A 24,546-nucleotide genomic window follows, 5' to 3' on the forward strand; every position below is an offset into this window, starting at 1 on the left:
AATAGCGAGTGACGAGCGCAATTCTTAAATGTTATAGAGGACGCTGACGACCTACTCGCCTGTATCCTGACTCATTATTTGTACTTCTTGTAGGCTTAGATGCCAAAAGCTGCCCATTGGATTCAAAAAAGTTATCTTTTTTACTCTTTTAACGTCTGCCAGGTCACTTCGAGCTCATCAGCGGCGGTGGCAATATAGGCAGACTCACCGGTAATGGTCACAGAGATGTCCATTGTGCGACTCAATAATTGCGAGAACTCGTCGATTTGCGTCGCATCGAAACGGAACACGCTGGCACCTAGCTGCGAGAATTTAGACTCATTTTGAGCCCACCAAACATCGCTCTTGGTGTTAAAACTGTAGATCTTCACCTTGCTTGCCAAGCGCGTGGCTTTTTTTACACGATCGACCGCTGGCTCGCCCATCTCGATCCACAGCGTGGTCTTATCGTCCATGGTTCGGATCCACATATCAGGCTCTTCGACATCACTAAGCCCTTTACAAAATACTAAGCCGTCTTGTGCGTTAATACAAAACGCTAAGACTCGCGCCATCATTCGCTGCACTGTCTCAGATGGATGCAGCGCAACCGTCAGTGACAGACTATCGTAATAGTTGCGTTCCAGATCAGAGAGTGCAATCCTCAGCTTGTATATAGTTGGTTTTATGGCCACGAGAATTCCTAAGAAGTTCGGTTCAATGAGATGGGACTTCTTATAACGCTAATTAAGAACGAGAGCGAGAAAAATTATGACAATCGGAGTTGGTGGCAGCACTGCCCAAACTGAGCTAGCAAGATTAAATGACATGACCAGTGGTGTTCTGCCGATCGGGATACCTGAGTATCAAGCCCGCATTAACAAGGCCTGCGAATTGATGCAGCGACATAAATTCGATGCCATTTACTTAAACGCAGGCACCAATCTTTACTATTTTACCGGTACGCGCTGGGGCGCGAGCGAGCGAATGGTTGGTGCACTATTGACCGCTCAAGGTGAGCTACACTATTTGGCTCCGGTGTTTGAAATAGACACCTTGAAAGGTTATATGCAGATTAGCGGCACGGTGCATGGCTGGGAAGAACATCAAAGCCCATACGAACTGTTCAGTAAGGTATTGACCGCTAACGGTATTAGCAGCGGCAACATAGGGTTAGATGAATCGTGTTCCTTTTTTATTAGCGACGGCATTGCTCAAGCTAACCCAAACACTCGGTTAAGCAACGCCAAAGTCATTACCGCCGGTTGCCGAATGCAAAAATCTGCGACCGAAATTGCGCTAATGCAACGCGCCAAAGATATGACAATTGAAGTTCATAAAGCCGCGGCTAGAATTTTACGACCAGGCATCAGCACCGAAGAGGTAACCGACTTTATTAACCAAGCTCACCATAAAGTCGGTGCGCCTAAGGGCTCTTATTTCTGCATAGTCTTATTTGGCGAGGATACCGCCTACCCGCACGGAGTGAGTAAGCCGAAACACCTTGAAGCAGGTGACATGGTGCTAATCGACACCGGCTGCCAAGTGCAAGGCTACAACTCAGATATCACTCGTACCTATGTATTTGGAGAGCCAACTGAACGCGACCGTGAAGTGTGGGAACATGAAAAAGCGGGTCAAGCCGCCGCGTTCGCCGCCGCGCAGTTAGGTCGAAGCTGTGGCAGTGTAGACCAAGCCGCGAGGGACTACTTAGTTAGCCAAGGCTACGGCCCAGATTATCAAACCCCCGGACTTCCTCATCGTACCGGGCACGGCATTGGCTTGGACATACATGAATGGCCATATTTAGTGGCTAGTGATGCCACACCGCTAGAGGTAGGTATGTGTTTCAGTAACGAACCGATGATTTGTATACCCGGCGAGTTCGGGATCCGACTCGAAGATCACTTTTACATGACCGAGTCTGGGCCTAAGTGGTTTACGCAACCGTCACATTCAATCGACGACCCATTTGGCTACCATGCATAAACAACCCATCCATTGGCTAAACAAGTCATTTAACGAGCTAAATCAGCATGAAATGTTTGATTTACTGGAGTTGCGACAACGTGTTTTTATTGTTGAACAAGAATGTGCTTACCCAGACATGGATGCCACCGATAAAGTCGCGCGTCACCTGATGGCTTGGGACGGTGAGACCTTAGCTGGTTGTACTCGATTGATCGGCCCCGGAATCACCTATGAACATGCATCGATAGGCCGCGTAGCCATTGCTCAAGCGTATAGAGGCACCGGGCTCGGTCGACAATTGATGGAGCGCTCAATAGCGGAGATACAACAACGCTTTCCCGCCCAGTTAATAAAGATTGGCGCACAACAATATTTAGAAGGCTTCTACAACAGTCTTGGTTTTGTCACTGTTTCAGACAGGTATCTCGAAGATGGCATTCCCCATATAGACATGTTGCTTACGCCAGCCGACGACGTGTAAGCAAGTATTCAATATGCCTACACTTGCTGAAGCCATAAAAAAACCCGCTCATTGAGCGGGTTTTTCATGCACCTACCGTTACCGATAATAAGCGTCTTGCGTTAAACAATAGGCTTGATAGCGAGAGACAGACCTATAAGAAAGCGAAATGAGCTTCGTCAATGGCCATCATTGTGTCCACACCATTCTTAATCGATGCTTCATGCGCCAAGATTCGCGGCATAATGCGTTGAAAATAGAAGTCCGCTGTAGCAATTTTGGCTTTATAGAATTCTGGCTCAGAGGCGCCGTTGCTTAAGGCTTTCTCCGCAGCCACTGCAGCTTCAGCCCAGAAATACGCGACGGTTACGTAGCCAGCAAACATCAAGTAATCAACCGCAGCCGCATTCACTTCATCGGTGTTGCGCATTGCCGAGAAACCCACAGAGCGTGTTAGCGATTCCCACGTGCCGATATAGCCTTTCAACTCTTTAGCAAACTTACTGCGTTTGTTCTCTTTCATAAACGCTTGAACTTTTGCCATCAACGGCTTTAACACCTTGCCACGAGATTGCAATATTTTGCGGCCCAATAGATCGAGACCTTGAATACCGGTGGTACCTTCATAGAGTTGAGAGATTCGCGCATCGCGGACTTCTTGCTCCATTCCCCACTCTTTAATAAAACCATGGCCGCCCAAGATTTGGATACCGTAATTGGTGGTTTCCATCGACGTTTCCGACAGAAAACCTTTTGCAATCGGCGTCAACACTGCGAGCATATCTTCTGCTTCTTCGCGTTCTTTGTCAGAAAAGTCAGGTGACAAAGTAATATCCACTTGTTGACCACAAAACATATTCAACATACGGCCGCCTTCAGCCAATGATTTTTGCGTTAGCAACATGCGTCGCACATCTGGGTGGCAAATGATCGGATCTGCCGGCTTGCTCTCATCAACGCGCGGATGCGAACGGAATTGAAGCCGGTCACGTGCGTATGACAACGCCTTTTGGAACGACACTTCTGAGTGAGCTTGGCCGTGCATAGCAACACCAAGACGCGACTCATTAATAAAGGTAAACATCGCCCGCATACCCTTGTGTGGCTCACTAATTAAATAGCCTTTAGCTTCGTCAAAGTTCATCACACACGTTGAGTTACCGTGGATGCCCATCTTTTCTTCGATTGAACCGCAAGTGACTGGATTGCGATCGCCTAAGGAACCATCTTCGTTTACGTTGAATTTTGGCACCAAGAACAACGAGATACCTTTAATACCTACTGGCGCATCAGGTAATCGAGCTAACACGATATGCACAATATTGTCAGCCATATCATGCTCACCCGATGAGATGAAAATTTTGCTACCGGTCAGTTTATAAACGCCTTCTTCACTCGAGCTTTCATCCGGTACCGCAAAGGTCTTTAGCAAACCAAGGTCGGAACCGCAATGTGGCTCAGTTAAGCACATAGTACCCGTCCAGTTACCCGCAACCATCGGCGGCATAAAACGCTCTTTTAGGTTCTGCGGCGCATGCGTATGGACCGTTTTGATTGCGCCCGAGCTCAAACCTGGATACATGCTCCAACTGTGATTTGATGCGATCATCATTTCCATAAACACTAAGCCCACAGACTCAGGCATATCTTGACCACCAAACTCAGCTGGGCCACATAAGCCGGCCCAACCATTTTCGACAAAACGATCGTACGCTTGTTTAAAGCCTGTCGGCGTGGTTACCGTACCATTCTCAAAAGTACAGCCTTCTTCGTCGCCGACCTTGTTTAACGGCTCTAGCTCGTTCTCGCAAAATTTGGCGGCTTCTTCGTAGATCGCCTCAAGCGTTTCAAGATCGACTGCTTGGCCTTTGGTGAACTTACTGTAGTGGTCTTGCATACCCAACACTTCGTTGGATACAAATTTAATATCTTTTAAAGGGACTTTGTAATTCATGGTGTGTGCTCGCTTGAATTGTCAAAAATTAATTTCGTTGGAATGAATGGCGAATCAGCCTTACGGCTTCGCCAAAAGCTTTTGCACCACATCGACGATCGACTGGTGATACGTGCTTATTTGTTTCTCGTGGCGAGCAATATCGTTATCCGAATCACTCGTCAGTCGGTTCTTCCATGGTTTTAAATACCAATCTTCCATCAGCACGACGATGGTGTTGGCGATCATTCTGGCATCATTGGTGGCAAACTCGCCTTGCTTGACCCCAGCCATAATGTGTTCCTCGAAGCCTTTGATTCCATCCAGCTCGATTTGTTTAGAAGCCTGCTGCTGCTGTTCTGGCAGACTGCGGGTCTCGAAAAACAGAAAAAAGTACCACGGCTGCAATAACGTACTGGCATATAAATGAAAACGGATACTCTCTTTAATTTGCGCCCAGTTGGAGCGCGCTTGCATTGCATGTTGTCGCGTCAAATCACTCGACAGGCGAACAATATCCGCCACCATTAACGCAATGTCTTCTTTTTTGCCAATACAGGAATAAATTGCGCCCATGCTCATACCCGTTTGCCGTGAAAGATCACGCAGTGACATTCGGTCAAATCCAGACACCGACGAAACTTCAAAAGTAGCGGTCAAGATCTTCTCGAGATTGGCAACTGCAAACTTAGGCTTTTGGGTTTGCACAATATCGCTATTTCGACGAAACACCTCGGCGTACAAACGCTCACCTTGCAGTGGGAATGTTTTACGAAATGCGGCGAACGATGACAATTCCACATCCATATCATGCGGTGCAAGTAGTTCCTGAATGGGCTCTAGCGAAGTTGTCATGTTGTTACTTTAACACAAAAAATAGAGCGAACGTTCGTTTTATGTGAAATTGGGTAACTTTTTCGGTCAGTGTTAGACTAAGCAAAACACCTTATTCGGCTGAATAAATGAATCGAATCACTCAATTGCTAAACCGCTTTGTCTCGGTGAAGCCCTCAGAGTTACTGGCCCTTAGCGTTGCATGCAGCTACTTTTACCTGATTTTGTGTGCCTACTACATCATTCGCCCTATTCGTACTGAAATGGTGATTGCCAACGGTGTCGCCAATGTTCAGTGGCTGTTACTACTCACCGTGGTCGTACTGCTGATGATCACGCCGATCTTTGGATGGGTTACCACACGCTTTCGCACACGACAGTTTTTGTCTTATTGCACTTTGTTTTTTGCCAGCCACTTATTCATATTTTACTTTTTGTTCGATGTTGAGCACCGTTCAATTGGTGTAACGCGCGCCTTCTACATTTGGGTCAACGTGTTCAATATGTTTATTGTCTCGCTGTTTTGGAGTTTTATGAACGACGTGTTTAGCCGCGACCAATCGACTCGCTTATTTGCGTTTATCGCGGCCGGAGGAACCGCTGGCGCAATCAGTGGCCCGCTAATCACCACATTGCTGGTAGAGCGCGTTGGATTGGCACCACTGTTGTTAATATCCGCTACAATTTTAGCTTCATCGGTACTCGCAATCCTGTGGCTAACACGGTGGAAAAACACCGAATACAGTGATGATAAATCGCCACACACCGTACGTAATGAAGCGCTCAAAGGTGGCATTTGGGGCGCCTTCGTACTCATCGCTCGTTCGCCCTATTTACTAGGTATTTGCGCGTTCATCATCCTTTACGCAGTAAGCATTACCTTTGTCGAAATCCAACAAGCGACCTTAGTAGAAAAAACTTTCGACGACCCAACCGAGCGCACCCGACTATTTTCGACCGTGGATTTTTCAGTTAATGTGCTCGCGCTGATTTTTCAATTAGTGCTGACGTCTCACATGATTCGATGGGTCGGATTTCGCGCCACATTAATGTTGGTACCGGTCGGCATCACCATCGGATTCGGCTTAATGGCCAGTATGCCGGTTCTCGCAGTAATGATCGGCGTTGAGATTTTTCGACGCTCTGGTGACTATGCCATCATGAAACCCACACGCGAAATGCTGTTCTCAGTCGTCAGCCGAGAAGAAAAGTACAAAGCCAAGAATTTTATTGATACCACGATACTCCGCGGCGGCAACGCAGCCAGCGCCTGGGCCTTCACCGGCATTCGTTTTGCCGGTATCGCCGGAGCCGGAATTGCCGGCATCAGCTTAGGGTTGGGCTTAGCCTGGTGCGCAATCGCCTACTGGCTTGGCGGTCAGTTTGAGAAACGTAAAACACTCAATCAGCGCCCTAATTCAACACGCGCATCAGCAAACGCTGCAGCTAAACCGTGAATTACGTCTGACGCCACTAAACCCTCCTCGCCGAGCTGAGCGACTTGTAAGTCTGCCGCCCGCGCATGCAACCAAACGGCAGAGCATGCGGCATCAAAAAGCGGTAATTGCCGGCCTAACAAGGCAACGATAATACCGGTCAACACATCGCCCGTTCCAGCGGTTGCCATGCCTGGATTCCCTAGGTCACATAGCTCAACACGACCCGCAGGGTTAGCCACCAATGTTCCAGCCCCCTTAAGTACCACCACTGCGTTATAACGTTGTGCGAGCATAATTGCCGCAGTCCGACGATCTTTTTGAATTTCAGAGGTAGTACACGCCAGCAGTCTCGCCGCCTCGCCGGGATGCGGCGTTAGAACCCAGTTCGACTTCGGCGCCTTACTTGGCTTGATAGCCAATAAATTGAGACCATCCGCATCGAGCACCATTGGCATCTTAAGTTTAATCACTTGATCAAATACAGAACGCGCCCACGCGGATTGCCCCAAACCAGGACCGAATGCGACTGCATCAGCGTGGTCTAAATTAGACACCGAATCCTCAGTAAGTGTCTCGCTCATTAATTCTGGCATCCACAACGCGGGCGTGTCCAAATGCTCTGATGTGCTCGCAATACGAACTTTGCCGGCTCCGGTGCGTAACGATGCAGCGCCAGCGAGCAGCACCGCTCCCAGCATACCCACATCACCGCCCATAATAACGGTCGTGCCATAGCTGCCTTTATGGGAATCGGCGACTCGCTTAGCCAACTTAGGTTTAGTAATCAGAGCAGCGCAATACTCGACGATTGCACTCAGCGACTGCTCAACATCTAAACGCTCTAACGACAAATTACCTACATAGGAACATGCTGGCCCGGTCATTAACCCAAATTTATGGTCGATAAACGTAATCGTTTTATCCGCCTCGAAACAAGGTTCAAACACCTCTCCAGTATCAGCATCCAGCCCGGTAGGAACGTCTAGCGCAACTCGTAGACCACGGCTTTGATTCGCGAGATTTACTAATTTCGCCACAACCGCGCGCGGAGGCGTAGTCAAACCAACGCCGAGCAGCGCATCGACCACTACGGCAACATCAAAATCAACTATGGCGTTATCATCGACCTCCAGCACCTCTCCACCAGCAGCGACGTATCTGGCAAGCGCGCGTCTTGCTGAGGGAGTTTTCGGTGTACCGCTGGCATAAACAGTCACCTGCCAACCAGCCTCCAACGCAGCGCTTGCAAGAATATAACCATCGCCACCATTGTTGCCGACACCACACAGCACTAGCATGCTACGAGTATCTAGCGAGTATTTGTCGATTCGACGATACGCCCGCTCACCGGCACGAGTCATCAGGCCATAGGCGTCGTAACCAAATTCTTCGATCGCAACTCGGTCGATTTCTTTAACCGCTGTTCCAGTAAAAATATGTGTTGTCATGAGGTAATATTAGCAGCCTACACTCATTACGCACGAGGTTTAGCGTAGTGTGTCACAAATCATCGACTCAGCAACCTAGCGACACTCGCACCTACCATGAAAAATCTACTCATCACTCTGCTGGTAATCGGCCTGCTCGTTGCGGGTTTCTTCTGGTTCATCGGCGATAGAGATCGCGGCATGTGGCTGATGAATACCGCAATTGGTAGTGTCAGCTCGGCTACCTCGGTAACCAACCTTACATATGGCGACAAACAATGGCAAAAGCTTGACGTATATCCACAAAAAAGCACATCGCCCGTGTTGGTGTTTATCCACGGAGGCAGCTGGCGACACGGTCGCAAAGATCAATACTTTTTTGCCGCGGATGCGTTCTCACGACTTGGTTATACAGTGGTATTACCCGACTACATCAAACACCCAGATCAAAATGCCCGATTTCCAGCCTTTATCGAAGATGGCGCACAAGCGCTAGCATGGGTAAAACACAATATTGCCGATTACAATGGCGACCCAAATAATATTTTCGTCGCGGGCCATTCAGCCGGTGCGCACACGGCGCTTATGCTTGCGACTGACGCACAGTATCTTAATGCGGTCGGGCTCACTGAAAGAGACCTTCGCGGGGTCGCGGGTATCGCTGGACCATACAGCTTCACTCCAGACTGGTACGTAACTAAAGAAGTGTTCGGACCACCTGATCGCTATCCATTGATGGATGTCTTTAACTACGTCGATGGTGAGGAGCCATCCACGCTGCTATTACACAGCAAAGCCGACACACAAGTTGGTCAATACAATCAAGAAGGCTTGGCAGAACGATTGCAGGCCAACGGAGTGGACGTTGAAACCGTGTTATATGAGCAATTTTCACATATCGATATCTTACTTAAACTACACCCGTGGTTCGCAGGAGAAACCACCGTAGCACAGGATATAGACCACTTTTTTAAGGCTCGAGTTGAAACTCATAACAATTCAGCGGCCAACCAAGTCAGTGTGGCCAATTCGCATTAGGCTTGATTCAATCATTTTCTATTCACTGATAGTCGATTGAGTTTTACTTAACTCGCTGGAGACAACCAGGCTCCGACTGGTCAACACTAATGGGTTCTATAACTTAGTCGTAGCGAAGTTCGGTAGCCTTACCTGAAAAGATGCGATAAATAAATATGGTGTATAGCACGATGCACGGCAGGGCTATCGCCATACCGTATAGCGTGAACAGCAATGCTGAAGGATGTGCCGCCGCCTCCCATATTGTCATCTGACCGATGATAATGTCGGGGAAAATACTATACGCCAACCCCAAAGCCGCCATTACGCAAACAGCCACTGGACAAGCAAATAGAAATACCGGATTGGTCTTTCTAAGGTGCTCAACATCTCGCTTAAGTAGTACCGCAAGCAGTCCAAGCGCGATAACACTGGCAATTGGAATGGGCATTAGGCCAATGAAATTTGGTAGCTGAAACCAGCGTTCCGCAATCACACTACTCACCAACGGTGTAGCAATTGAGACTAAAAATAGTCCCAAGGCCATCGGCAGTACAGAGGCTCTCGCCCAAACCACGGCTTTGGCAAATAACTCACCTTCGGTTTTAATCAACAGCCACGTGGCACCGAGCACGCAATACAACGCAGGCAGACACAGGGCAATCAGAATCGAAAATACCGTATTGATCGTTGAACCGGTTAAGCCAGTAATATAAGAGCCTAACATCCAGCCTTGAGCAGTGGCCGCCACCAATGACCCAATAAAGAAAAATCGATTCCACATCGCCTTCTTATGATCGCCCGCCTTCACTCGAAAATCGAATGCCACGCCGCGCAAGATTAGCCCCAACAACATAATCGTCGCTGGCAAATAAAGCTTAGTCAAAATGATGCCGTGAGCGGTCGGGAATGCAATCAGCAACACGCCAACGCCCATCACAATCCAAGTTTCATTGGCGTCCCAAAATGGTCCGATAGACGCAATCATGACGTCTTTTTCTTTGTCTGAGCCAAGCGGCAGCAACAAGCCAACACCTAAATCATAGCCATCTAAGATGACATACAGCAGTAACGACAAGCCCATCACGGCGACAAATATTAATGGCAGAATGGTTTCCATAATAGCCCCTACTTTGAGTTGTTCGGAGTGTAAGCACGGTCTTCCGGATGCTTGCCGGGAAGATCATAATTATGCATGTGCAGCAGCGATTGCGCCGGCTTGCTAGAGAGATAGAAAACCGCACCGATGTAGCTCACCATCAAAAAACTGTACATGGTGAAATAGGCGACTAAGGTCGTCAGCAAAATGCCAGGGGGATGATCAGCCACAACATCAGCTGTTTTAATCAGTCCTGACACAATCCAAGGTTGACGTCCAATTTCAGTAACATACCAGCCCGCCAATACTGCGATCCAGCCAGAAAACGTCATACCGAACAGGGCTCTTAAACCCCATTTATTAATCCGTTCACGCCGCCACAATTGCCAAGCGCATACCCACGATACCAACAACATCAACATGCCGACTCCGACCATAACTCGGAACGACCAAAACACCGGAGCAACTGGAGGATGCTCACCAACAAATTCATTGAGTCCTCGCACCTCGCCGTCTAGGTCGTGAGTCAATATCAAGCTAGCCAATTTAGGGATTTTTATCGCCGCACGAGTAGATCGAGTCTCTTCGTCAGGAAATCCAAATAGCGTCAAAGGTGCGCCTTTCTCTGTTTCCCAAACCCCTTCCATCGCTGCGACTTTTGCAGGTTGATGCTCCAAGGTGTTAAGACCGTGCAAGTCACCAATAAATATTTGAGTAGGAATTAAAATGGCCGCAGCAAACACCGCTACCCGCATGACTTTAGCCGTGGCTGGTCCATCAACACCACGCAAGGTTCGCCAAGCACTAACGCCCGCGACCAAGAACGAAGCCGTCAACAAACAAGCGACCATCATGTGGGCAAAGCGGTACGGGAACGACGGGTTGAAGATCACCTCGAACCAGCTATCAACGATCATCTCGCCATTTTCATACATAAAGCCGGCGGGAGTTTGCATCCAAGAGTTGAGACTCAGTATCCAAAATGCCGAGAGCGTGGTACCAAGCGCCACGACCATAGTCGAGATAAGGTGAAGCTTGTTCGATACCCGACTTTTACCAAACAACATGATTCCCAAGAATGACGCTTCGAGAAAGAATGCGGTAAGTACTTCGTAGCCTAATAACGGACCAGCAATGTTACCAGCCTGCTCCATAAAACCAGGCCAATTGGTTCCGAACTGAAAACTCATGACAATGCCGGTAACCACACCAAGCGCAAAGGTTAAGGCGAACACCTTTACCCAAAATGCGTAGATAAATTCCCAGTGAGGATCGCGAGTCAGAGTGAAGCGGACTCGGAAATAGATAATGAAATAAGCCAGCCCGATCGTGATGGTCGGGAACAGAATATGGAAACTAATATTCAGCGCAAACTGAATTCGCGACAACAAAAAGGGATCGAATTCCATAGCAAACTCCGGTGTTTAACTCGAACCGAGTATAGAGTATGCCCTGCCTTGCAAACATGAAGTTTGACCGAACTCGTCATGACGTTCGGCCATATTGATCATAGATACAGGTTATTAACCGTCTAAGCTAAAAGTTAGTCATCTTCAGTTAAAAGCAAATTCACCATTGGTGACAAAGGCGGCACACACATTTTGCGGGGCGCAGGTAGTGGCGCTCGCTCATCCAAATAGCTTGGTGCTGTCGGTGACGTAGCTAAAAAGGTAGCATTTAACGTTGCAGAAAACACACCGCAAGACTTACTTCCACTCGCAGTGCCCGCCGCATTCTTACCAACAACTGTGCCGACCACGTCGATAACCACGATACACGTGCCAACACCGCCGATATCAAACGTGTATTGGCCGCTAAAAGAACCATTACTCTGTACGGTGGTGTTAAACGACTCATCGTCAACCGTAAACAACATAGTACGATCGTCATTAAGTAGAATCGACATAGGTTCAGTAAAGTCTGACGTACCGGAACCGCCGCCGGTTATCGCAATCGTTGCATTGGCAGTTCCCGAATAGGTATGCAACCTATTTTCTGGCACTGGTGGTTCCGGTTCAACACACACCTCGGGTTCCTCTGGCTCTTCAGGAACCACAACATCATCAATGGGGCGACCATCTGGTCCGCGGGGAACTTCCTCAAAATTAATATTGTTAGTCGGCCCCTCCTCCCAGCGATACAGTGCTACGTTACTGCGCTCAGCAACATTATTATCCAGTAGATTGAAGCGCGCCATCCCGCTAGTCATAAAACCATAAACTTCACCTTTAGCTGGCTTCCACTCAAATCCAGGGCGGAGAAACGGAGCTCGCTTGATTTGCTGGCCATTAACTGCCTCGATATTTTTATCAGTTTGGCCATAGCGCATATATTCAAAGGTAGTGGCATACCAACGCCCCTCATACTTAATAAAAATCCAGAGTGAACGATTACAACAACTGTTCCTTAATGTGTTGTGGTATCGGGCAGGCCAAACGTTGCGCTTAGTATCGTTAATAATCAGTCGCGAACCGCTCACATTCACCGATATCTGTGAGGTTTGGCTCCAACCTGAAACATTGGGATCAATCCAAGTGACATCAGAAAAATCGTTAGGGAATGCCGCATTTGCAGCGGTAGAGATTAGCGTGCTCAGCAGTATGCTAGCGAGGATCACCTTCATGGCGTATTTTATAGTCATGGCAATTATCTTGTGAGTCAGGTTGGCACAACTTAGGATGTTGCGCCATTGGGTATGGTTTGTTTATAGCACAGCTCGACAACTGACACATCACAGACAATAAACGTCAGCCGAATACCGCCTGTTGCTGGACAAAAGGGCAAAAAAAAGCCCCGAAACACGTTTCGAGGCTTTTGATTCAAACTAAATAGTCGCTCAAGACTCCAGCACAACCTTATCTGCCGCGGCTTGATACTTCGGCAACTTATTGAAATTTAGATACTGATAAACTTCGTCAGCAACCAAATCTAGGTTTTTCGCGATATCCATATACTCGCTAACCGTTGGCAATTTACCCTTCACTGCCGCAACAGCCGCGAGCTCAGCCGAAGCCAAGTACACATTCGCCCCATCACCTAAACGATTTGGGAAGTTACGAGTTGATGTCGAAACCACAGTGGAACCGGCCGCCACACGTGCCTGGTTGCCCATGCACAAAGAACAACCAGGCATTTCGGTTCGAGCTCCGGCTCGGCCAAAAGTAGCATAATGACCTTCGGCGGTCAGCTGAGCTTCGTCCATTTTTGTTGGTGGCACAATCCACGTTCGGGTCGGAACCGGCTCGCCCATTTCGTCAAACAGTTTAGCCGCAGCGCGGAAGTGACCGATGTTGGTCATGCACGAGCCAATAAACACTTCGTCAATTCCAACTTCACCTTGACTCAATACATCCGACAGAGTTTTCGCATCGTCTGGGTCGTTAGGACAACACAAAATTGGCTCCTTAATTTCATTAAGATCAATCTCAATGATTTCGTGATATTCCGCATCCGCATCCGCCTCTAACAAATCGGGGCTCTCCAGCCAAGCTTGCATGTCCATGATTCGACGCGAGATAGTACGCTTATCGCCATAGCCCTCTGAAATCATCCACTTCAACATGGTGATATTAGAGTTAATGTATTCAATGATTGGCTCTTTATTAAGTTTAATCGTACAACCGCCTGCTGAGCGCTCGGCTGACGCATCGGCAATCTCAAATGCTTGCTCGACTTTAAGGTCAGGTAAACCTTCGATTTCAAGGATACGACCAGAGAACACGTTCTTCTTACCTTCTTTAGCAACGGTAAGATGACCTTGTTTGATGGCATACAACGGAATCGCATGCACCAAGTCTCGCAATGTAATGCCAGGTTGCATTTTTCCTTTAAAACGAACCAAAACGGACTCAGGCATATCCAGTGGCATAACACCAGTGGCAGCAGCAAATGCCACCAAACCAGAACCAGCGGGGAAAGAAATGCCGATCGGGAAACGCGTATGCGAGTCACCGCCAGTGCCGACCGTGTCAGGCAGCAACATGCGATTCAACCAAGAATGGATAATACCGTCGCCAGGTTTCAACGAAACACCACCGCGATTCATAATAAAATCAGGCAATTGAGCGTGCGTGGTGACATCAACAGGCTTAGGATACGCAGCCGTATGGCAAAAAGACTGCATCACTAGATCCGCAGAGAAACCAAGGCAAGCTAAGTCTTTCAACTCGTCACGAGTCATCGGGCCAGTGGTATCTTGTGAACCGACGGTAGTCATTTTTGGTTCGCAATATTGGCCTGGGCGTACACCTTCCATACCACACGCTTTACCCACCATTTTCTGAGCCAAGGTATAGCCTTTTGACGAGCTAACAACAGGCTCCGGCAAACGAAACAAATCAGACGCAGGTAATCCTAGCGACTCGCGTGCGCGCGTAGTCAAACCACGACCAATGATCAATGGGATACGGCCGCCGGCACGCACCTCATCTAATAACACTTGAGTCTTCAACTCAAAAGTTGAAAGCACTTCGTCAGTGCCATGCTTTTTAACCACGCCCGCATAAGGGTAGACGTCGATCACATCGCCCATTTCCATTTTTGACACATCCATTTCGATTGGCAAGGCGCCAGAATCTTCCATGGTGTTGTAGAAAATAGGAGCTATTTTATTACCGAAACAGTAACCGCCATCACGCTTATTTGGAATAAAAGGAATATCATCGCCCATCGTCCACAATACCGAATTGGTTGCTGACTTACGCGATGAACCGGTTCCAACCACGTCGCCAACATAAGCAACTGGATGACCTTTTTCTTTAAGCTCTTCGATCTTAGCAAGCGGATCGCCATTCACATCAAAGCCGTCACGCGGCATTTTCAACATAGCTAGCGCATGCAAAGGAATATCAGGGCGCGACCATGCGTCCGGGGCTGGCGACAAGTCATCAGTATTCGTTTCGCCTGGCACCATAAATACGGTAACAGTAATTTTTTCGGCGAGTTCGTCCTTACTAGTAAACCACTCGGCATCAGCCCAAGATTGAATTACTTTCTGAGCATGGGCATTACCGGCATCGGCTTTTTCTTTAACGTCATAAAACGCATCAAACATCAGCAAAGTGTGCGACAACGCTTGTGCGGCTTCATCCGCTAACTTCGGAATATCCAGAGCTTTAATCAGTGGCTCAATATTATAGCCACCAAGCATAGAACCCAAAATTTCAACCGCACGTTCGTCAGAAATCAACGGACAAGTCACTGAGCCATCGGCAAGTGATGCCAAAAAGCTCGCCTTCACATAGGCCGCTTGGTCTACTCCAGCTGGTACCCGCTGGGTAAACAGCTCAACTAGAAACTCTTCTTCACCAGCCGGAGGATTCTTCATTAACTCGATCAATTCGGCAACTTGGGTAGCATCTAGGGGTAATGGAACAATCCCCATTTCTGCTCGTTCAGCGACGTGCGCGCGGTAGGCTTCTAACACAATATTTCCTCGGCTTATTAGCTAGTGACAGTTGGATTGTTAAAGGAGGTTTCTCAACTTTGATCCAAACACAATGGCGTTTTAGAGAGCAGTATGTACCTGCTCTGGACGCGGGCGGATTTTACTATACACAGGGGCAAACTTGAAGTGATACAATCACACTACCCCGCTTGATTGGGTTTATCTTGATTATCATGAGTGTGAATACACATTGAACGACGTTCCGATAGGAATTTTATTCCTCGCCTTACTGCTGCTGATTCTACTATCAGCATTCTTCTCTTCATCAGAAACCGCGATGATGGCGGTTAACCGTTATCGTATTCGCACGCTGGCCGATCAAGGCAATCGCAGCGCGAAGCTAGTAATGACTCTGCTGGAAACACCAGACAAACTACTCGGCACGATTCTGTTTGGCAACAACGTGGCTAACATCGCCGCATCGACACTCGCGACGGTAGTCGGCCTGCGCTTATTTGGTGATGTTGGCCTAGCCTACGCGCCGATCCTACTGGTATTTGTAGTACTGGTCTTTGCTGAGGTCGCGCCAAAAACACTGGCCGCAGTTAATCCTGAACGCATCGCGTATCCAGCAGCTTGGGTCTTAGCATTTTTACAAATTGTCCTGTCTCCCTTCGTCTGGCTGGTCAAAATATTTGCCAACGGCCTGCTTAACCTCGTTGGTGTCAGTGTACAAGCTCAAAACCAAGCATTAAGCAGTGAAGAGTTACGCGCCGCGGTAAATGAGTCGAGTGAAAAGATTGATCTCTCACATCAGGAAATGCTGCTACGCATTCTCGAAATGGAGAAAGTGACAGTGGAAGACGTAATGATTCCTCGCGCCGACATGGAAGCCATTGACCTAGAAGACGACTGGGACGAAATTGTCGAACAGCTGGCGACATCACACCATACGCGGGTACCGGTATTTAGCGGCTCGATGGATAATATGCTCGGAATAGCGCATATCCGTAAGATGTTTTATCTGACACACATGGCCGATTTTAATCGAGAAACTATGCTGTCGATGATCAGGGAACCTTATTTCATTCCCGAAAACACGTCAGTAACCCATGCGCTCACTAACCTGCAAGAGCAACGGCGCCGATTTGGCATCGTTGTGGATGAATATGGAGACATCAAAGGCTTGGTCACGTTAGAAATGATCCTAGAAGAAGTCGTAGGCGACTTCACCACGATTGTGCCCGGAATGGATGACGACATTACCGCTGAAACAGACGGCTCCTATCTGGTTCGCGGCAATACCTACCTGCGAGACATAAACCGACAATTAGGCTGGGAACTACCAACCGACAACGTAAAAACCGTGAACGGCTTGATTACCGAGCAGCTAGAACATATTCCGGTAGCCAGCACTTGTTTTAAACTCGGAGACTACACGGTCGAGATTGTGCAAACTCGAGATACCTCAGTTCATGTAGCCCGATTGAAGCGACTTTCATGACTAAACAATGAGTAATTGGACACTGATTTAACAAAATTGTCGCTGAACCACGACGAACGATAGACACCGGACGCCATTTAACCAATAATTACAAATACTTGAAAAAGCCGTTTCTGAGCTTGCCCAGCCCAGCTCTTTTAAGATATATTTCTAGAAATAACAATTACATATATACGATACTGAATCCATATTATGAAAAATTTAGCCCTTACCCTAGCTATGGCCGCACTTTTGGCAGCGTGCAGCAGCGGATCAACCGTCTCACCTTTGCCATCAACCACTAACAGCCAGTTCTCTGGTACTTATCAAAACCTGAATAACACGCAGAGCGGCACCGTCCGAATGGACCTTGTTGAGACTGACGGCGACGGCACATCGGCTGTGTCTGGAAATATTATTTTCACCGCCAACGGCAACAACTGCCTAAACAATGGTCAAGTGACCGGCACATCTAATGGCTTCAACATCTCGTTAACGGCACCCATTACCCGCGACGAATATACCATTACTACCACGATCACTCGCTCTGATAACTCAGCATCTGTTAGCGTCCGCACATCAAGCACCGGAACTGTTGGCACAGTATCGCGCGTCAATGCGAATGGCGATTCCGAGCAAGTAGTAACTCAAGTAGCGTCACTTTCTGGTAACATAAATATTCAATTAGCTATTTCAAACAATGGCAATACACTGTCTGGCACTTACACCACTGACGGTAATGTGTGCAGTAACCAGACTGGTACTGGCGACATGACATTGAATCGCATCTAACACATTGGCCAAAACGTGCTTTAATGAGAGGCATGAATAAAAACGGTATCAAAGTGAAACAAAGCAGTACCATTTTAAAGGTCACCACCCTATTCGTGGTGGCCTTTTTATTTGCTCCTTTCAGCTCAGCATCGAATGACAAGAGCGATTCAGTTAACAACAGCGAAGCCAGCCATAAGCTGTATTTCGCCTTGCCAGACAAACATGCCTTCCCCCAACAGGAAGCGAAAACCGAATTTGATTGCTCGGATAAAATCTACAGCGTTATTGAGCTCACCAATTTCAAACATGGCCGACATGCCATTACAATTGTATGGACCGATCCATCAGGCACTGATCGAGAACGCACCGAGTACCCCTTTTCAGTTTTTGAAAAAGAAACTCGACTGTGGGGCTGGCTTGAACTTTCGCGCGCACGCGGTGCTGGCATGCTGCAATGGCTAAATCCAGCAGCCGGCTTAGAAGAATTTATCGGTCCTTGGGTTGCCACCATTTATATTGACGGCAAGAAACTGGAAAGTGGAAGCTTTGAGGTGCTCTGCTAATAGCGCCATTGTTTATGCCTACTAGATCTGTGACTTTGCTTTCTTCGCCACATTGTCGCGCACATAGATAGGCGCAAAGTCGGCCGCTGCCACAGTTTTATGAGCTAAATATTGCGCCTGAGCAAAGTCGAGACTAGCACTGGCCCTAGGTAGCTCTACGCCCTTAAGCACATTAAGCCCATCAGACTCAGTTAACGACAACAGTTCCGCGTACTCAAGCCAAGCATTACCGACCAACAAAGCATCACTCGAAAGCGCTATATCCGCCGGCGCCGAAACCTTGGCATTACCTAACTGCGACACACTGCCATCTTCGACTAAAAACTGACACCAATAGATTTCACCCATACGCGCATCGATACCCGCGATTACTAAGCCGTCGACAGCCGCTTGCCACGCCAATGTTTCGAGCGACGAAACGCCTATCATCGGGCAGCCGCAGCCATACGCAATACCTTGCGCAACACCAACACCAATACGTAAACCGGTAAATGATCCAGGACCTTGACTTACCGCCACGGCGTCCAGCTCAGCCACGCTAAGCTGCGCTTCTTGCAATACCGATTGAACCATAGCCAGCAAGACTTTAGAGTGCACATTAGAACCTACCTCAAATCGCTCGTAGGTCACTCCATTAACTCGAATCGCCACGCTACAAGCCGAGGTAGCGGTATCGATGGCTAAAATAATCGCTTGCTTGGTCATTGTGGCGACTCTCCCTGCGCTAACCGAGCTAAAAATTGGGTTACTTTAGTCCGGTCATGAGTGCGGCGCATTCTTGGTAAACTATTCAGAAAGGTTCGACCATAACGAGTAGTTCGCAAACGCGGATCACAAATCATCAACACACCTTTATCAGTGACACTGCGAATCAAGCGTCCAGCCCCTTGTCGCAAAGTAATTACCGCACGGGGAACTTGATAATTCATAAAAGGATTATTCCCCTCTGCTTGCATAGCATTGAGTCGAGCTTTAATAACTGGATCAAATGGCGATTCAAACGGTAACTTATCAATAATCACACAACGTAACGCATCGCCTGGCACGTCAACGCCCTCCCAAAAACTCATCGTCCCCAGCAATACCGAACGCGGCTTGGCTACGAAATCAGCGAGTAGCTCGCGCTTACTGGTATCACCTTGAGTAAGCACATTAAAATCAAATTCAGCCAGCTTTTCCGCGAAGCCTTGCAGTATTCGAAAGCTGGTAAACAACACAAAGACACCACCATTACTGGCCTGAAGAATCGGCAATACCTCTTCAAACAAGGCATCGGTAAAGCTGTCTTCCTTCGGTTGCGGCATCCCTTCAGGCACATACAGAACCGCTTGATTGAAGTAATCGAACGGGCTTTCCCAGGTTCGTTGTACGGCGTCGTCCTGCAAGCCAATCAATTGTTGAAAATGACTAAAATCGCCATCTATCGACAACGTCGCAGACGTGAAAATTCGCGCTTGAAGTTTGTTGCCGAAATAATGACTAAGCTCACCACCAATATTAAGCGGTGTTTCGTGCACACGAAACGTGCGCCTTGCCACTTCAACCCAACGCACAACATCGCCGTCATCAGTCTCATCAGCAAGACGCTGGCAGGCCTGCGACAGCTCCAATGCTCGCTCATAACATCGAGTTAAGCCCTCGCCCGCCACCGAAGCTTGCTCGAGGACGTCAGAGAACTCTGTCAGCTTATTTGCCAACATAGTTAATTTTTTGGGGAGATTTGGTATCTCATCCAACAAGTCGACCCAAGAGACACGACGCTCGTTTAAGCCAAGCGACAAACGATAGTCAGCGGTTACTTTATCCAACTCATCAGCGGTTAATACCAGCTTGCTGATTAAACTCTTTTCTTTTAGTTCCGCCGCGCGCGTATCATTACATAACTCCATTACTTGCCAAGAACTAAAACTAGTACCGAGAAAATTAGAAGCGATGTCTGGAATTTGATGTGCCTCATCAAAAATAACGGTATCTACGTCAGGTAGTAATGCACCAAAACCGTCATTTTTCAGCGCTTTGTCAGCGAAGAAAAGATGATGATTAACCACCACCACGTCGCTGGCCATAGCGGCTTTGCGCGCCTTGTTGACAAAACAGTCTTCGAAAAAGCTACAGTCTTGCCCAATACAATTGTCGATGGTAGAAGTAACCTGCGGCCAAATTCGTGAATCTTCAGGCACCTCAGTTAAATCACCAATATCGCCGCGGCTAGACTTTGGCGCCCAGTTATTGACCGCTTCAAGCTCGGCTAATTGCACTGAATCCAAACGTCTTGAAGACCCGCGCGCTAGCGACATACGGTGTAGGCATAAATAATTACTACGCCCTTTCAGCAACGACACTTTGGCATTCAAGCCCAATGTTTCTAATACCTTGGGAATATCACGATGATAGAGCTGTTCCTGCAAATGCTTGGTGCCGGTTGACACCAGTGTCTTTTTGCCCGACAACAACGCCGGCACCAAGTAGGCAAAGGTCTTGCCAGTACCTGTACCAGATTCTGCTAACAGTGTTTGCTTTTGGGCAATGGTTTCTTCAATAGCCGCGGCCATCTCAACTTGCGCAGCCCTCGTGGTGTAATTATCGACACGTTTAGAGAACGGACCGTCTTCTCCGAGAATATACGCGACACTGTCCGACTCCATCTGCCCGTCGCCTTACTGAGACTTGGTCTCAGCAGCACATTGCGCCAGAGCGGTACCCCAATGCGGCAGCGCAATGCCAAACACGTCGGCCAGCTTTTCGCCATTTAATACTGAATATGCTGGCCGCTGCGCTGGTGTTGGATAGTCACTACTTGGAATCGGATTTACCTTAACGTTAGTAATATCATTCTCAAGAAATAATGATCGAGCAAATTCAGCCCACGACGTTTGGCCGGCGCAGGTAAAATGGTAAATACCACGCTGCTCCGGAAGCAAACCACCTTGATGGATTATGATATCGACCAGCTGCTTGCAACCTTCGGCAATACTGCGAGCGTAAGTTGGCGCACCGACTTGGTCAGACACCACCGACAACTCATTTCTGGATTCGGCCAAGCCCAGCATGGTTTTATAAAAATTCTTACCGTGATTCGAGTAAACCCATGCGGTACGCAAAATGATTGCCGGTGCATCAGCACTCAGAATCGCTTGCTCGCCAGCTAATTTACTCGCACCGTAGACGCCCGTCGGGCCAGTAGCATCAGACTCTAAGTAAGGTGTATCAGCCGAACCATCAAAAACGTAATCGGTTGAGAAGTGAATCAATGGTGTGTTTTGTTTAGCACAATAGCGCGCTATTTCAGACACCGCGTCGCGGTTAATCGTATAAGCCGCATCAACTTCCTCCTCAGCAAGATCAACCGCCGTGTAAGCGGCCGGATTAATAATGATGTCCGGCTGTAACTCGGCAAGTTTAACTTGTAACTCTCTCGGCTTACTCAGATCAAGCGTGTCGCGACCAGCAACGACGAGCTCATAATCTGACAGAACTCGTTGCAAATAGGTAGTAACTTGGCCATTTTGACCAATAACAACAATACGTTTCATGATTTAAACCGTCAACGCTGGCAAATCAGCCAATCGCCGACCGACTTGATCTTTAGCTGACAAAATGGGGGAATCAATCGGCCACTCGATCCCAATATCTGGATCATTCCAAAGCACGCTACCCTCTTGGGCCGGGGCATACACAGTCGTGCATTTGTACACCACTTCAGCGGTATCGCTAGTGACCACAAAGCCATGTGCAAAACCGGGTGGCACATACAGCTGTTGTTTATTTTCGTCGTTGAGTAAATAGCCAACCCATTCACCATACGTGGTTGAACCAGCTCGAATATCCACAGCAACATCAAATATCTCACCTTGCACCGTGCGCACTAGCTTACCTTGCCACTGGGGATGTTGGTAATGTAGCCCGCGCAGTACGCCACGTGAGGACTTAGAATGGTTGTCTTGCACGAACTCACCAGGCAAACCATTGGCTAATGCTTTTTCGCGATTATAGGTCTCCATGAAGAAACCTCGTTCATCGCCAAACACTTGCGGCGTTACCAGTAAGACACCTTCGAGCTTGGTCTGTTCTACCTTCATAGCCTTATTTCAGATTCCACAGTTACAAAGGTCCGATTGTACCGCGACCGCGCTCCTTTTAGAATCGCTTTCAGACTAATCGAGCGCTCGCCACCGTACCGCCGCTGGCGCCATCACTTCTCCGTCAACCTCAACCGAGGTAGCGTTATAATTAAAGGTGAATTCGTGCGACCCTGTGGCTCGACGTCTAACCCCTTCGGGCATTAAGCTATAAGCAATTTCAGCGTCGTCTAACAACCGCTGAAAAATTCTTTGCGCCGCCTCTTGGTCTGGCCAGCCGGCTAAATAACGAAGATTACCGCGAGAGATCAATACCGGCTGCCCATCAACAGTAGTTTCAAGCACGGTTTCAGTAGTCTGCACTGATTCAAGCCAGGTTCTCACCGCACCACCATCAGTCAGCGGCCGTGGCGACGTAATTGGAAACGTCTCAACATATTGCACAGTACAATCCAGCGACGATATATTGGGCGGCAGTTGCGCTGGAATTTGAAAATTCGCAGTTTTAGACCCTGTGCGTGGACCGATCAACACACTACCTGAGAAGCTAGATAACTGCGCCAGGAGCACCTCCGGCCAGGCCAGCAAACCAGGAATAAGCACTAGCTTGTAACCATCTAACGAGCTTTCTGGCTTCAGTATATCAATTGATACGCCTAGCCGTCGAAGGCTGCGGTACAAATCGAATGCCAAGCCAAATCCATCAAAATCCTCCCCTTGCGGCTGCGCCTCCCACGCCCAACAACTTTCGTAATCAAATACAATGGCAACGTCAGCTTGAGCTGGCTGAATATCATCAAATTGCTGTATCTCACGAGCTGTCTCAGCTACTTCTGGGTAGACCGCGGCAGGCTGACTGTCGGGCCTTAATAGGCCAGCATGCATTTGTTCTTGGGCAAAAGGTGCTTGTCGCCAACGGAAATAACACACAGCCTCGGCTTGGTGTGCAATTGCCTCCCAGGTCCATAAGCGCACCATACCAGGTAGTGGCGCTGGATTATTCGGAGCCCAATTGACTGGCCCAGGCTGTTGCTCCATAACCCACCAACGGCCATTACCAACCGCACGGTACAAATCATGGTGAAACGCCTGAAAGTCGGGATCACCTTGTCGCTCGAATCGCTGCTGCCATGCCGAGTCAGCACCAGAGCGATCCACCAAAAAACCGAGTGGATAACTATCCCAACTGGCGATTTCAAGATCAGCACCTACCTTGTAATGATCGAAGTCGACCGTGCGCCCCATATAATTGTGTATCAATGGCACGTCGGTGTAGGCTCGAATAGCTTCCGCTTGCAGTTTATTATACGAAACCACTTGATCACTGCTAAATCGGTAAAAATCCAATAAGTGTGTCGGACAAGGCTCGGTGACTGTTAAGTTTGGTAACTCTATTTGCGCAAACTCGTCGTACTCCATCGACCAAAACACATTGCCCCATGCAGTATTCAATGCATCTATTTTGTGATACTTAGCTGCAAGCCAGACTCGGAATGCCGTACATGCTGAGTCACTGTAAGATCGCACTGTATCGTGACAGCTGTATTCGTTATCAATTTGCCAACCAACAATCGCAGGATGCTTAGCATAGCGTTCAGCCATCAACCGAGCTATGCGAACGGACTCTTCGCGATAAGCAATATGGCTAAAACAATAGTGTCGTCGCGAACCAAACTTTCGCTCATTACCTTGCTCGTCACGCGCCAACATATCAGGGTGTCGATCAACCATCCATCGTGGTGGCGTAGCCGTTGGTGTACACAGCACTACCTGCAAACCATGCTTGGCCAAGGTTTCAATCGCTTGATCTAACCATGCCCAAGTAAAACGACCAGGCTCTGGCTCATAGCGAGACCAAGCAAACTCACCAATACGGATGACCTTTAGACCCAACTCGGCCATTTGTCTGGCATCCTCATCCCATTGACTAGCTGGCCAATGCTCAGGGTAATAACAAGTTCCCAGAATCGGTTTCATGGTTGGCTCCTTTGGACTAATTAGATATTAATAGAATGCGGCGATGCATCGTTGATGGCTTCGCTCGCCATTTAAATAATATTTATATTATAATTATAAACGGGCCGAGCTGCAGCCCAAAATTA

At 48.2% G+C, this 24,546-nt stretch carries 20 protein-coding genes; 7 read left to right on the top strand and 13 right to left on the bottom strand.

Annotated features, from left to right (window positions below; all coding sequences use genetic code 11):
- Positions 1-140 precede the first annotated feature (140 nt).
- Complete coding sequence (locus DFR28_RS10985) at positions 141-674, bottom strand: YaeQ family protein (protein WP_113954356.1); 534 nt, start codon at positions 672-674, stop codon at positions 141-143.
- A 76-nt stretch (positions 675-750) separates the two neighbouring features.
- Between DFR28_RS10985 and DFR28_RS10990 the strand changes: the two genes are divergently transcribed.
- Both DFR28_RS10990 and DFR28_RS10995 read left to right on the top strand, forming a co-directional pair.
- The gene (locus DFR28_RS10990) at positions 751-1,968 is read left to right on the top strand and encodes a M24 family metallopeptidase (protein ID WP_113954357.1); all 1,218 of its coding nucleotides are present in this window, start codon (positions 751-753) and stop codon (positions 1,966-1,968) included.
- Positions 1,961-2,431, top strand: a complete 471-nt coding sequence (locus DFR28_RS10995; protein WP_113954358.1) for a GNAT family N-acetyltransferase — start codon at positions 1,961-1,963, stop codon at positions 2,429-2,431. Before DFR28_RS10990 ends, DFR28_RS10995 begins: the two co-directional genes overlap by 8 nt.
- Before the next feature lie 133 nt (positions 2,432-2,564).
- Here the strand turns inward: DFR28_RS10995 and DFR28_RS11000 are convergent, their stop codons facing one another.
- Positions 2,565-4,364, bottom strand: coding sequence for an acyl-CoA dehydrogenase C-terminal domain-containing protein (locus DFR28_RS11000; protein WP_113954359.1), 1,800 nt, complete (start codon positions 4,362-4,364; stop codon positions 2,565-2,567).
- A gap of 60 nt (positions 4,365-4,424) precedes the next feature.
- On the bottom strand, positions 4,425-5,198 hold the full coding sequence (locus tag DFR28_RS11005) for a TetR/AcrR family transcriptional regulator (protein WP_113954360.1): 774 nt from the start codon (positions 5,196-5,198) through the stop codon (positions 4,425-4,427).
- Positions 5,199-5,305: 107 nt separating this feature from the next.
- Between DFR28_RS11005 and DFR28_RS11010 the strand changes: the two genes are divergently transcribed.
- Positions 5,306-6,634: an NTP/NDP exchange transporter gene (locus tag DFR28_RS11010; protein ID WP_113954361.1), complete on the top strand. Its 1,329-nt coding sequence runs from the start codon at positions 5,306-5,308 to the stop codon at positions 6,632-6,634.
- Here DFR28_RS11010 and DFR28_RS11015 read toward each other — a convergent pair.
- Positions 6,583-8,064, bottom strand: a complete 1,482-nt coding sequence (locus DFR28_RS11015; protein ID WP_113954362.1) for an NAD(P)H-hydrate dehydratase — start codon at positions 8,062-8,064, stop codon at positions 6,583-6,585. The genes DFR28_RS11010 and DFR28_RS11015 overlap by 52 nt on opposite strands.
- A 96-nt stretch (positions 8,065-8,160) precedes the next feature.
- On the opposite strand from DFR28_RS11015, the gene DFR28_RS11020 reads away from it, so the two are divergent.
- Positions 8,161-9,081, top strand: a complete 921-nt coding sequence (locus DFR28_RS11020) for an alpha/beta hydrolase (protein ID WP_113954363.1) — start codon at positions 8,161-8,163, stop codon at positions 9,079-9,081.
- A gap of 103 nt (positions 9,082-9,184) precedes the next feature.
- Here DFR28_RS11020 and DFR28_RS11025 read toward each other — a convergent pair whose 3' ends face one another.
- The 4 genes from DFR28_RS11025 to acnB form a co-directional block, all read right to left on the bottom strand.
- A complete protein-coding gene (locus DFR28_RS11025; protein ID WP_113954364.1) occupies positions 9,185-10,180 on the bottom strand; it encodes a cytochrome d ubiquinol oxidase subunit II in 996 nt (331 codons plus the stop codon).
- Between the two features lie 8 nt (positions 10,181-10,188).
- Positions 10,189-11,568, bottom strand: coding sequence for a cytochrome ubiquinol oxidase subunit I (locus tag DFR28_RS11030; RefSeq protein ID WP_113954365.1), 1,380 nt, complete (start codon positions 11,566-11,568; stop codon positions 10,189-10,191).
- A 134-nt stretch (positions 11,569-11,702) separates the two neighbouring features.
- A complete protein-coding gene (locus tag DFR28_RS11035) occupies positions 11,703-12,800 on the bottom strand; it encodes a hypothetical protein (protein WP_147251001.1) in 1,098 nt (365 codons plus the stop codon).
- A gap of 195 nt (positions 12,801-12,995) precedes the next feature.
- A complete protein-coding gene (gene acnB, locus DFR28_RS11040; RefSeq protein WP_113954367.1) occupies positions 12,996-15,584 on the bottom strand; it encodes a bifunctional aconitate hydratase 2/2-methylisocitrate dehydratase in 2,589 nt (862 codons plus the stop codon).
- A gap of 211 nt (positions 15,585-15,795) precedes the next feature.
- Between acnB and DFR28_RS11045 the strand changes: the two genes are divergently transcribed.
- The 3 genes from DFR28_RS11045 (at position 15,796) to DFR28_RS11055 (ending at position 18,365) form a co-directional block, all read left to right on the top strand.
- Positions 15,796-17,049 carry an HlyC/CorC family transporter gene (locus DFR28_RS11045; protein WP_113954368.1) on the top strand — a complete coding sequence of 418 codons (1,254 nt, stop codon included), beginning with the start codon at positions 15,796-15,798 and terminating at the stop codon, positions 17,047-17,049.
- A 192-nt stretch (positions 17,050-17,241) separates the two neighbouring features.
- Complete coding sequence (locus tag DFR28_RS11050; protein ID WP_113954369.1) at positions 17,242-17,820, top strand: hypothetical protein; 579 nt, start codon at positions 17,242-17,244, stop codon at positions 17,818-17,820.
- A gap of 32 nt (positions 17,821-17,852) precedes the next feature.
- Entirely contained in the window at positions 17,853-18,365 is a 513-nt protein-coding gene (locus DFR28_RS11055; protein ID WP_147251002.1) for a hypothetical protein, read from the top strand.
- A 21-nt stretch (positions 18,366-18,386) separates the two neighbouring features.
- Here DFR28_RS11055 and tsaB read toward each other — a convergent pair whose 3' ends face one another.
- The 5 genes from tsaB to DFR28_RS11080 form a co-directional block, all read right to left on the bottom strand.
- Positions 18,387-19,070, bottom strand: a complete 684-nt coding sequence (tsaB, locus tag DFR28_RS11060; RefSeq protein ID WP_113954371.1) for a tRNA (adenosine(37)-N6)-threonylcarbamoyltransferase complex dimerization subunit type 1 TsaB — start codon at positions 19,068-19,070, stop codon at positions 18,387-18,389.
- Positions 19,067-21,010, bottom strand: coding sequence for a DNA repair helicase YoaA (gene yoaA / locus DFR28_RS11065; protein ID WP_113954372.1), 1,944 nt, complete (start codon positions 21,008-21,010; stop codon positions 19,067-19,069). Before yoaA ends, tsaB begins: the two co-directional genes overlap by 4 nt.
- 12 nt (positions 21,011-21,022) lie before the next feature.
- On the bottom strand, positions 21,023-21,898 hold the full coding sequence (gene rfbD / locus DFR28_RS11070; protein WP_113954373.1) for a dTDP-4-dehydrorhamnose reductase: 876 nt from the start codon (positions 21,896-21,898) through the stop codon (positions 21,023-21,025).
- A gap of 3 nt (positions 21,899-21,901) precedes the next feature.
- The gene (rfbC, locus tag DFR28_RS11075; RefSeq protein ID WP_113954374.1) at positions 21,902-22,444 is read right to left on the bottom strand and encodes a dTDP-4-dehydrorhamnose 3,5-epimerase; all 543 of its coding nucleotides are present in this window, start codon (positions 22,442-22,444) and stop codon (positions 21,902-21,904) included.
- A gap of 75 nt (positions 22,445-22,519) precedes the next feature.
- The gene (locus DFR28_RS11080) at positions 22,520-24,421 is read right to left on the bottom strand and encodes a beta-galactosidase (protein WP_113954375.1); all 1,902 of its coding nucleotides are present in this window, start codon (positions 24,419-24,421) and stop codon (positions 22,520-22,522) included.
- Positions 24,422-24,546: the final 125 nt, after the last annotated feature.

The sequence above is a fragment of the Arenicella xantha genome (genome assembly GCF_003315245.1).
Taxonomy (GTDB): domain Bacteria; phylum Pseudomonadota; class Gammaproteobacteria; order Arenicellales; family Arenicellaceae; genus Arenicella; species Arenicella xantha.

Coding starts and splice junctions, on each gene's coding strand:
- DFR28_RS11010 (WP_113954361.1), top strand. CDS start 5,306: ATGAATCGAATCACTCAATTGCTAAACCGCTTTGTCTCGGTGAAGCCC.
- DFR28_RS11020 (WP_113954363.1), top strand. CDS start 8,161: ATGAAAAATCTACTCATCACTCTGCTGGTAATCGGCCTGCTCGTTGCG.
- DFR28_RS11005 (WP_113954360.1), bottom strand. CDS start 5,198: ATGACAACTTCGCTAGAGCCCATTCAGGAACTACTTGCACCGCATGAT.
- DFR28_RS11080 (WP_113954375.1), bottom strand. CDS start 24,421: ATGAAACCGATTCTGGGAACTTGTTATTACCCTGAGCATTGGCCAGCT.
- DFR28_RS11035 (WP_147251001.1), bottom strand. CDS start 12,800: ATGACTATAAAATACGCCATGAAGGTGATCCTCGCTAGCATACTGCTG.
- DFR28_RS11025 (WP_113954364.1), bottom strand. CDS start 10,180: ATGGAAACCATTCTGCCATTAATATTTGTCGCCGTGATGGGCTTGTCG.
- tsaB (WP_113954371.1), bottom strand. CDS start 19,070: ATGACCAAGCAAGCGATTATTTTAGCCATCGATACCGCTACCTCGGCT.
- DFR28_RS11055 (WP_147251002.1), top strand. CDS start 17,853: ATGAATAAAAACGGTATCAAAGTGAAACAAAGCAGTACCATTTTAAAG.
- DFR28_RS11000 (WP_113954359.1), bottom strand. CDS start 4,364: ATGAATTACAAAGTCCCTTTAAAAGATATTAAATTTGTATCCAACGAA.
- DFR28_RS11050 (WP_113954369.1), top strand. CDS start 17,242: ATGAAAAATTTAGCCCTTACCCTAGCTATGGCCGCACTTTTGGCAGCG.
- DFR28_RS10990 (WP_113954357.1), top strand. CDS start 751: ATGACAATCGGAGTTGGTGGCAGCACTGCCCAAACTGAGCTAGCAAGA.
- yoaA (WP_113954372.1), bottom strand. CDS start 21,010: ATGGAGTCGGACAGTGTCGCGTATATTCTCGGAGAAGACGGTCCGTTC.
- DFR28_RS10995 (WP_113954358.1), top strand. CDS start 1,961: ATGCATAAACAACCCATCCATTGGCTAAACAAGTCATTTAACGAGCTA.
- DFR28_RS11015 (WP_113954362.1), bottom strand. CDS start 8,064: ATGACAACACATATTTTTACTGGAACAGCGGTTAAAGAAATCGACCGA.
- rfbD (WP_113954373.1), bottom strand. CDS start 21,898: ATGAAACGTATTGTTGTTATTGGTCAAAATGGCCAAGTTACTACCTAT.
- rfbC (WP_113954374.1), bottom strand. CDS start 22,444: ATGAAGGTAGAACAGACCAAGCTCGAAGGTGTCTTACTGGTAACGCCG.
- DFR28_RS11030 (WP_113954365.1), bottom strand. CDS start 11,568: ATGGAATTCGATCCCTTTTTGTTGTCGCGAATTCAGTTTGCGCTGAAT.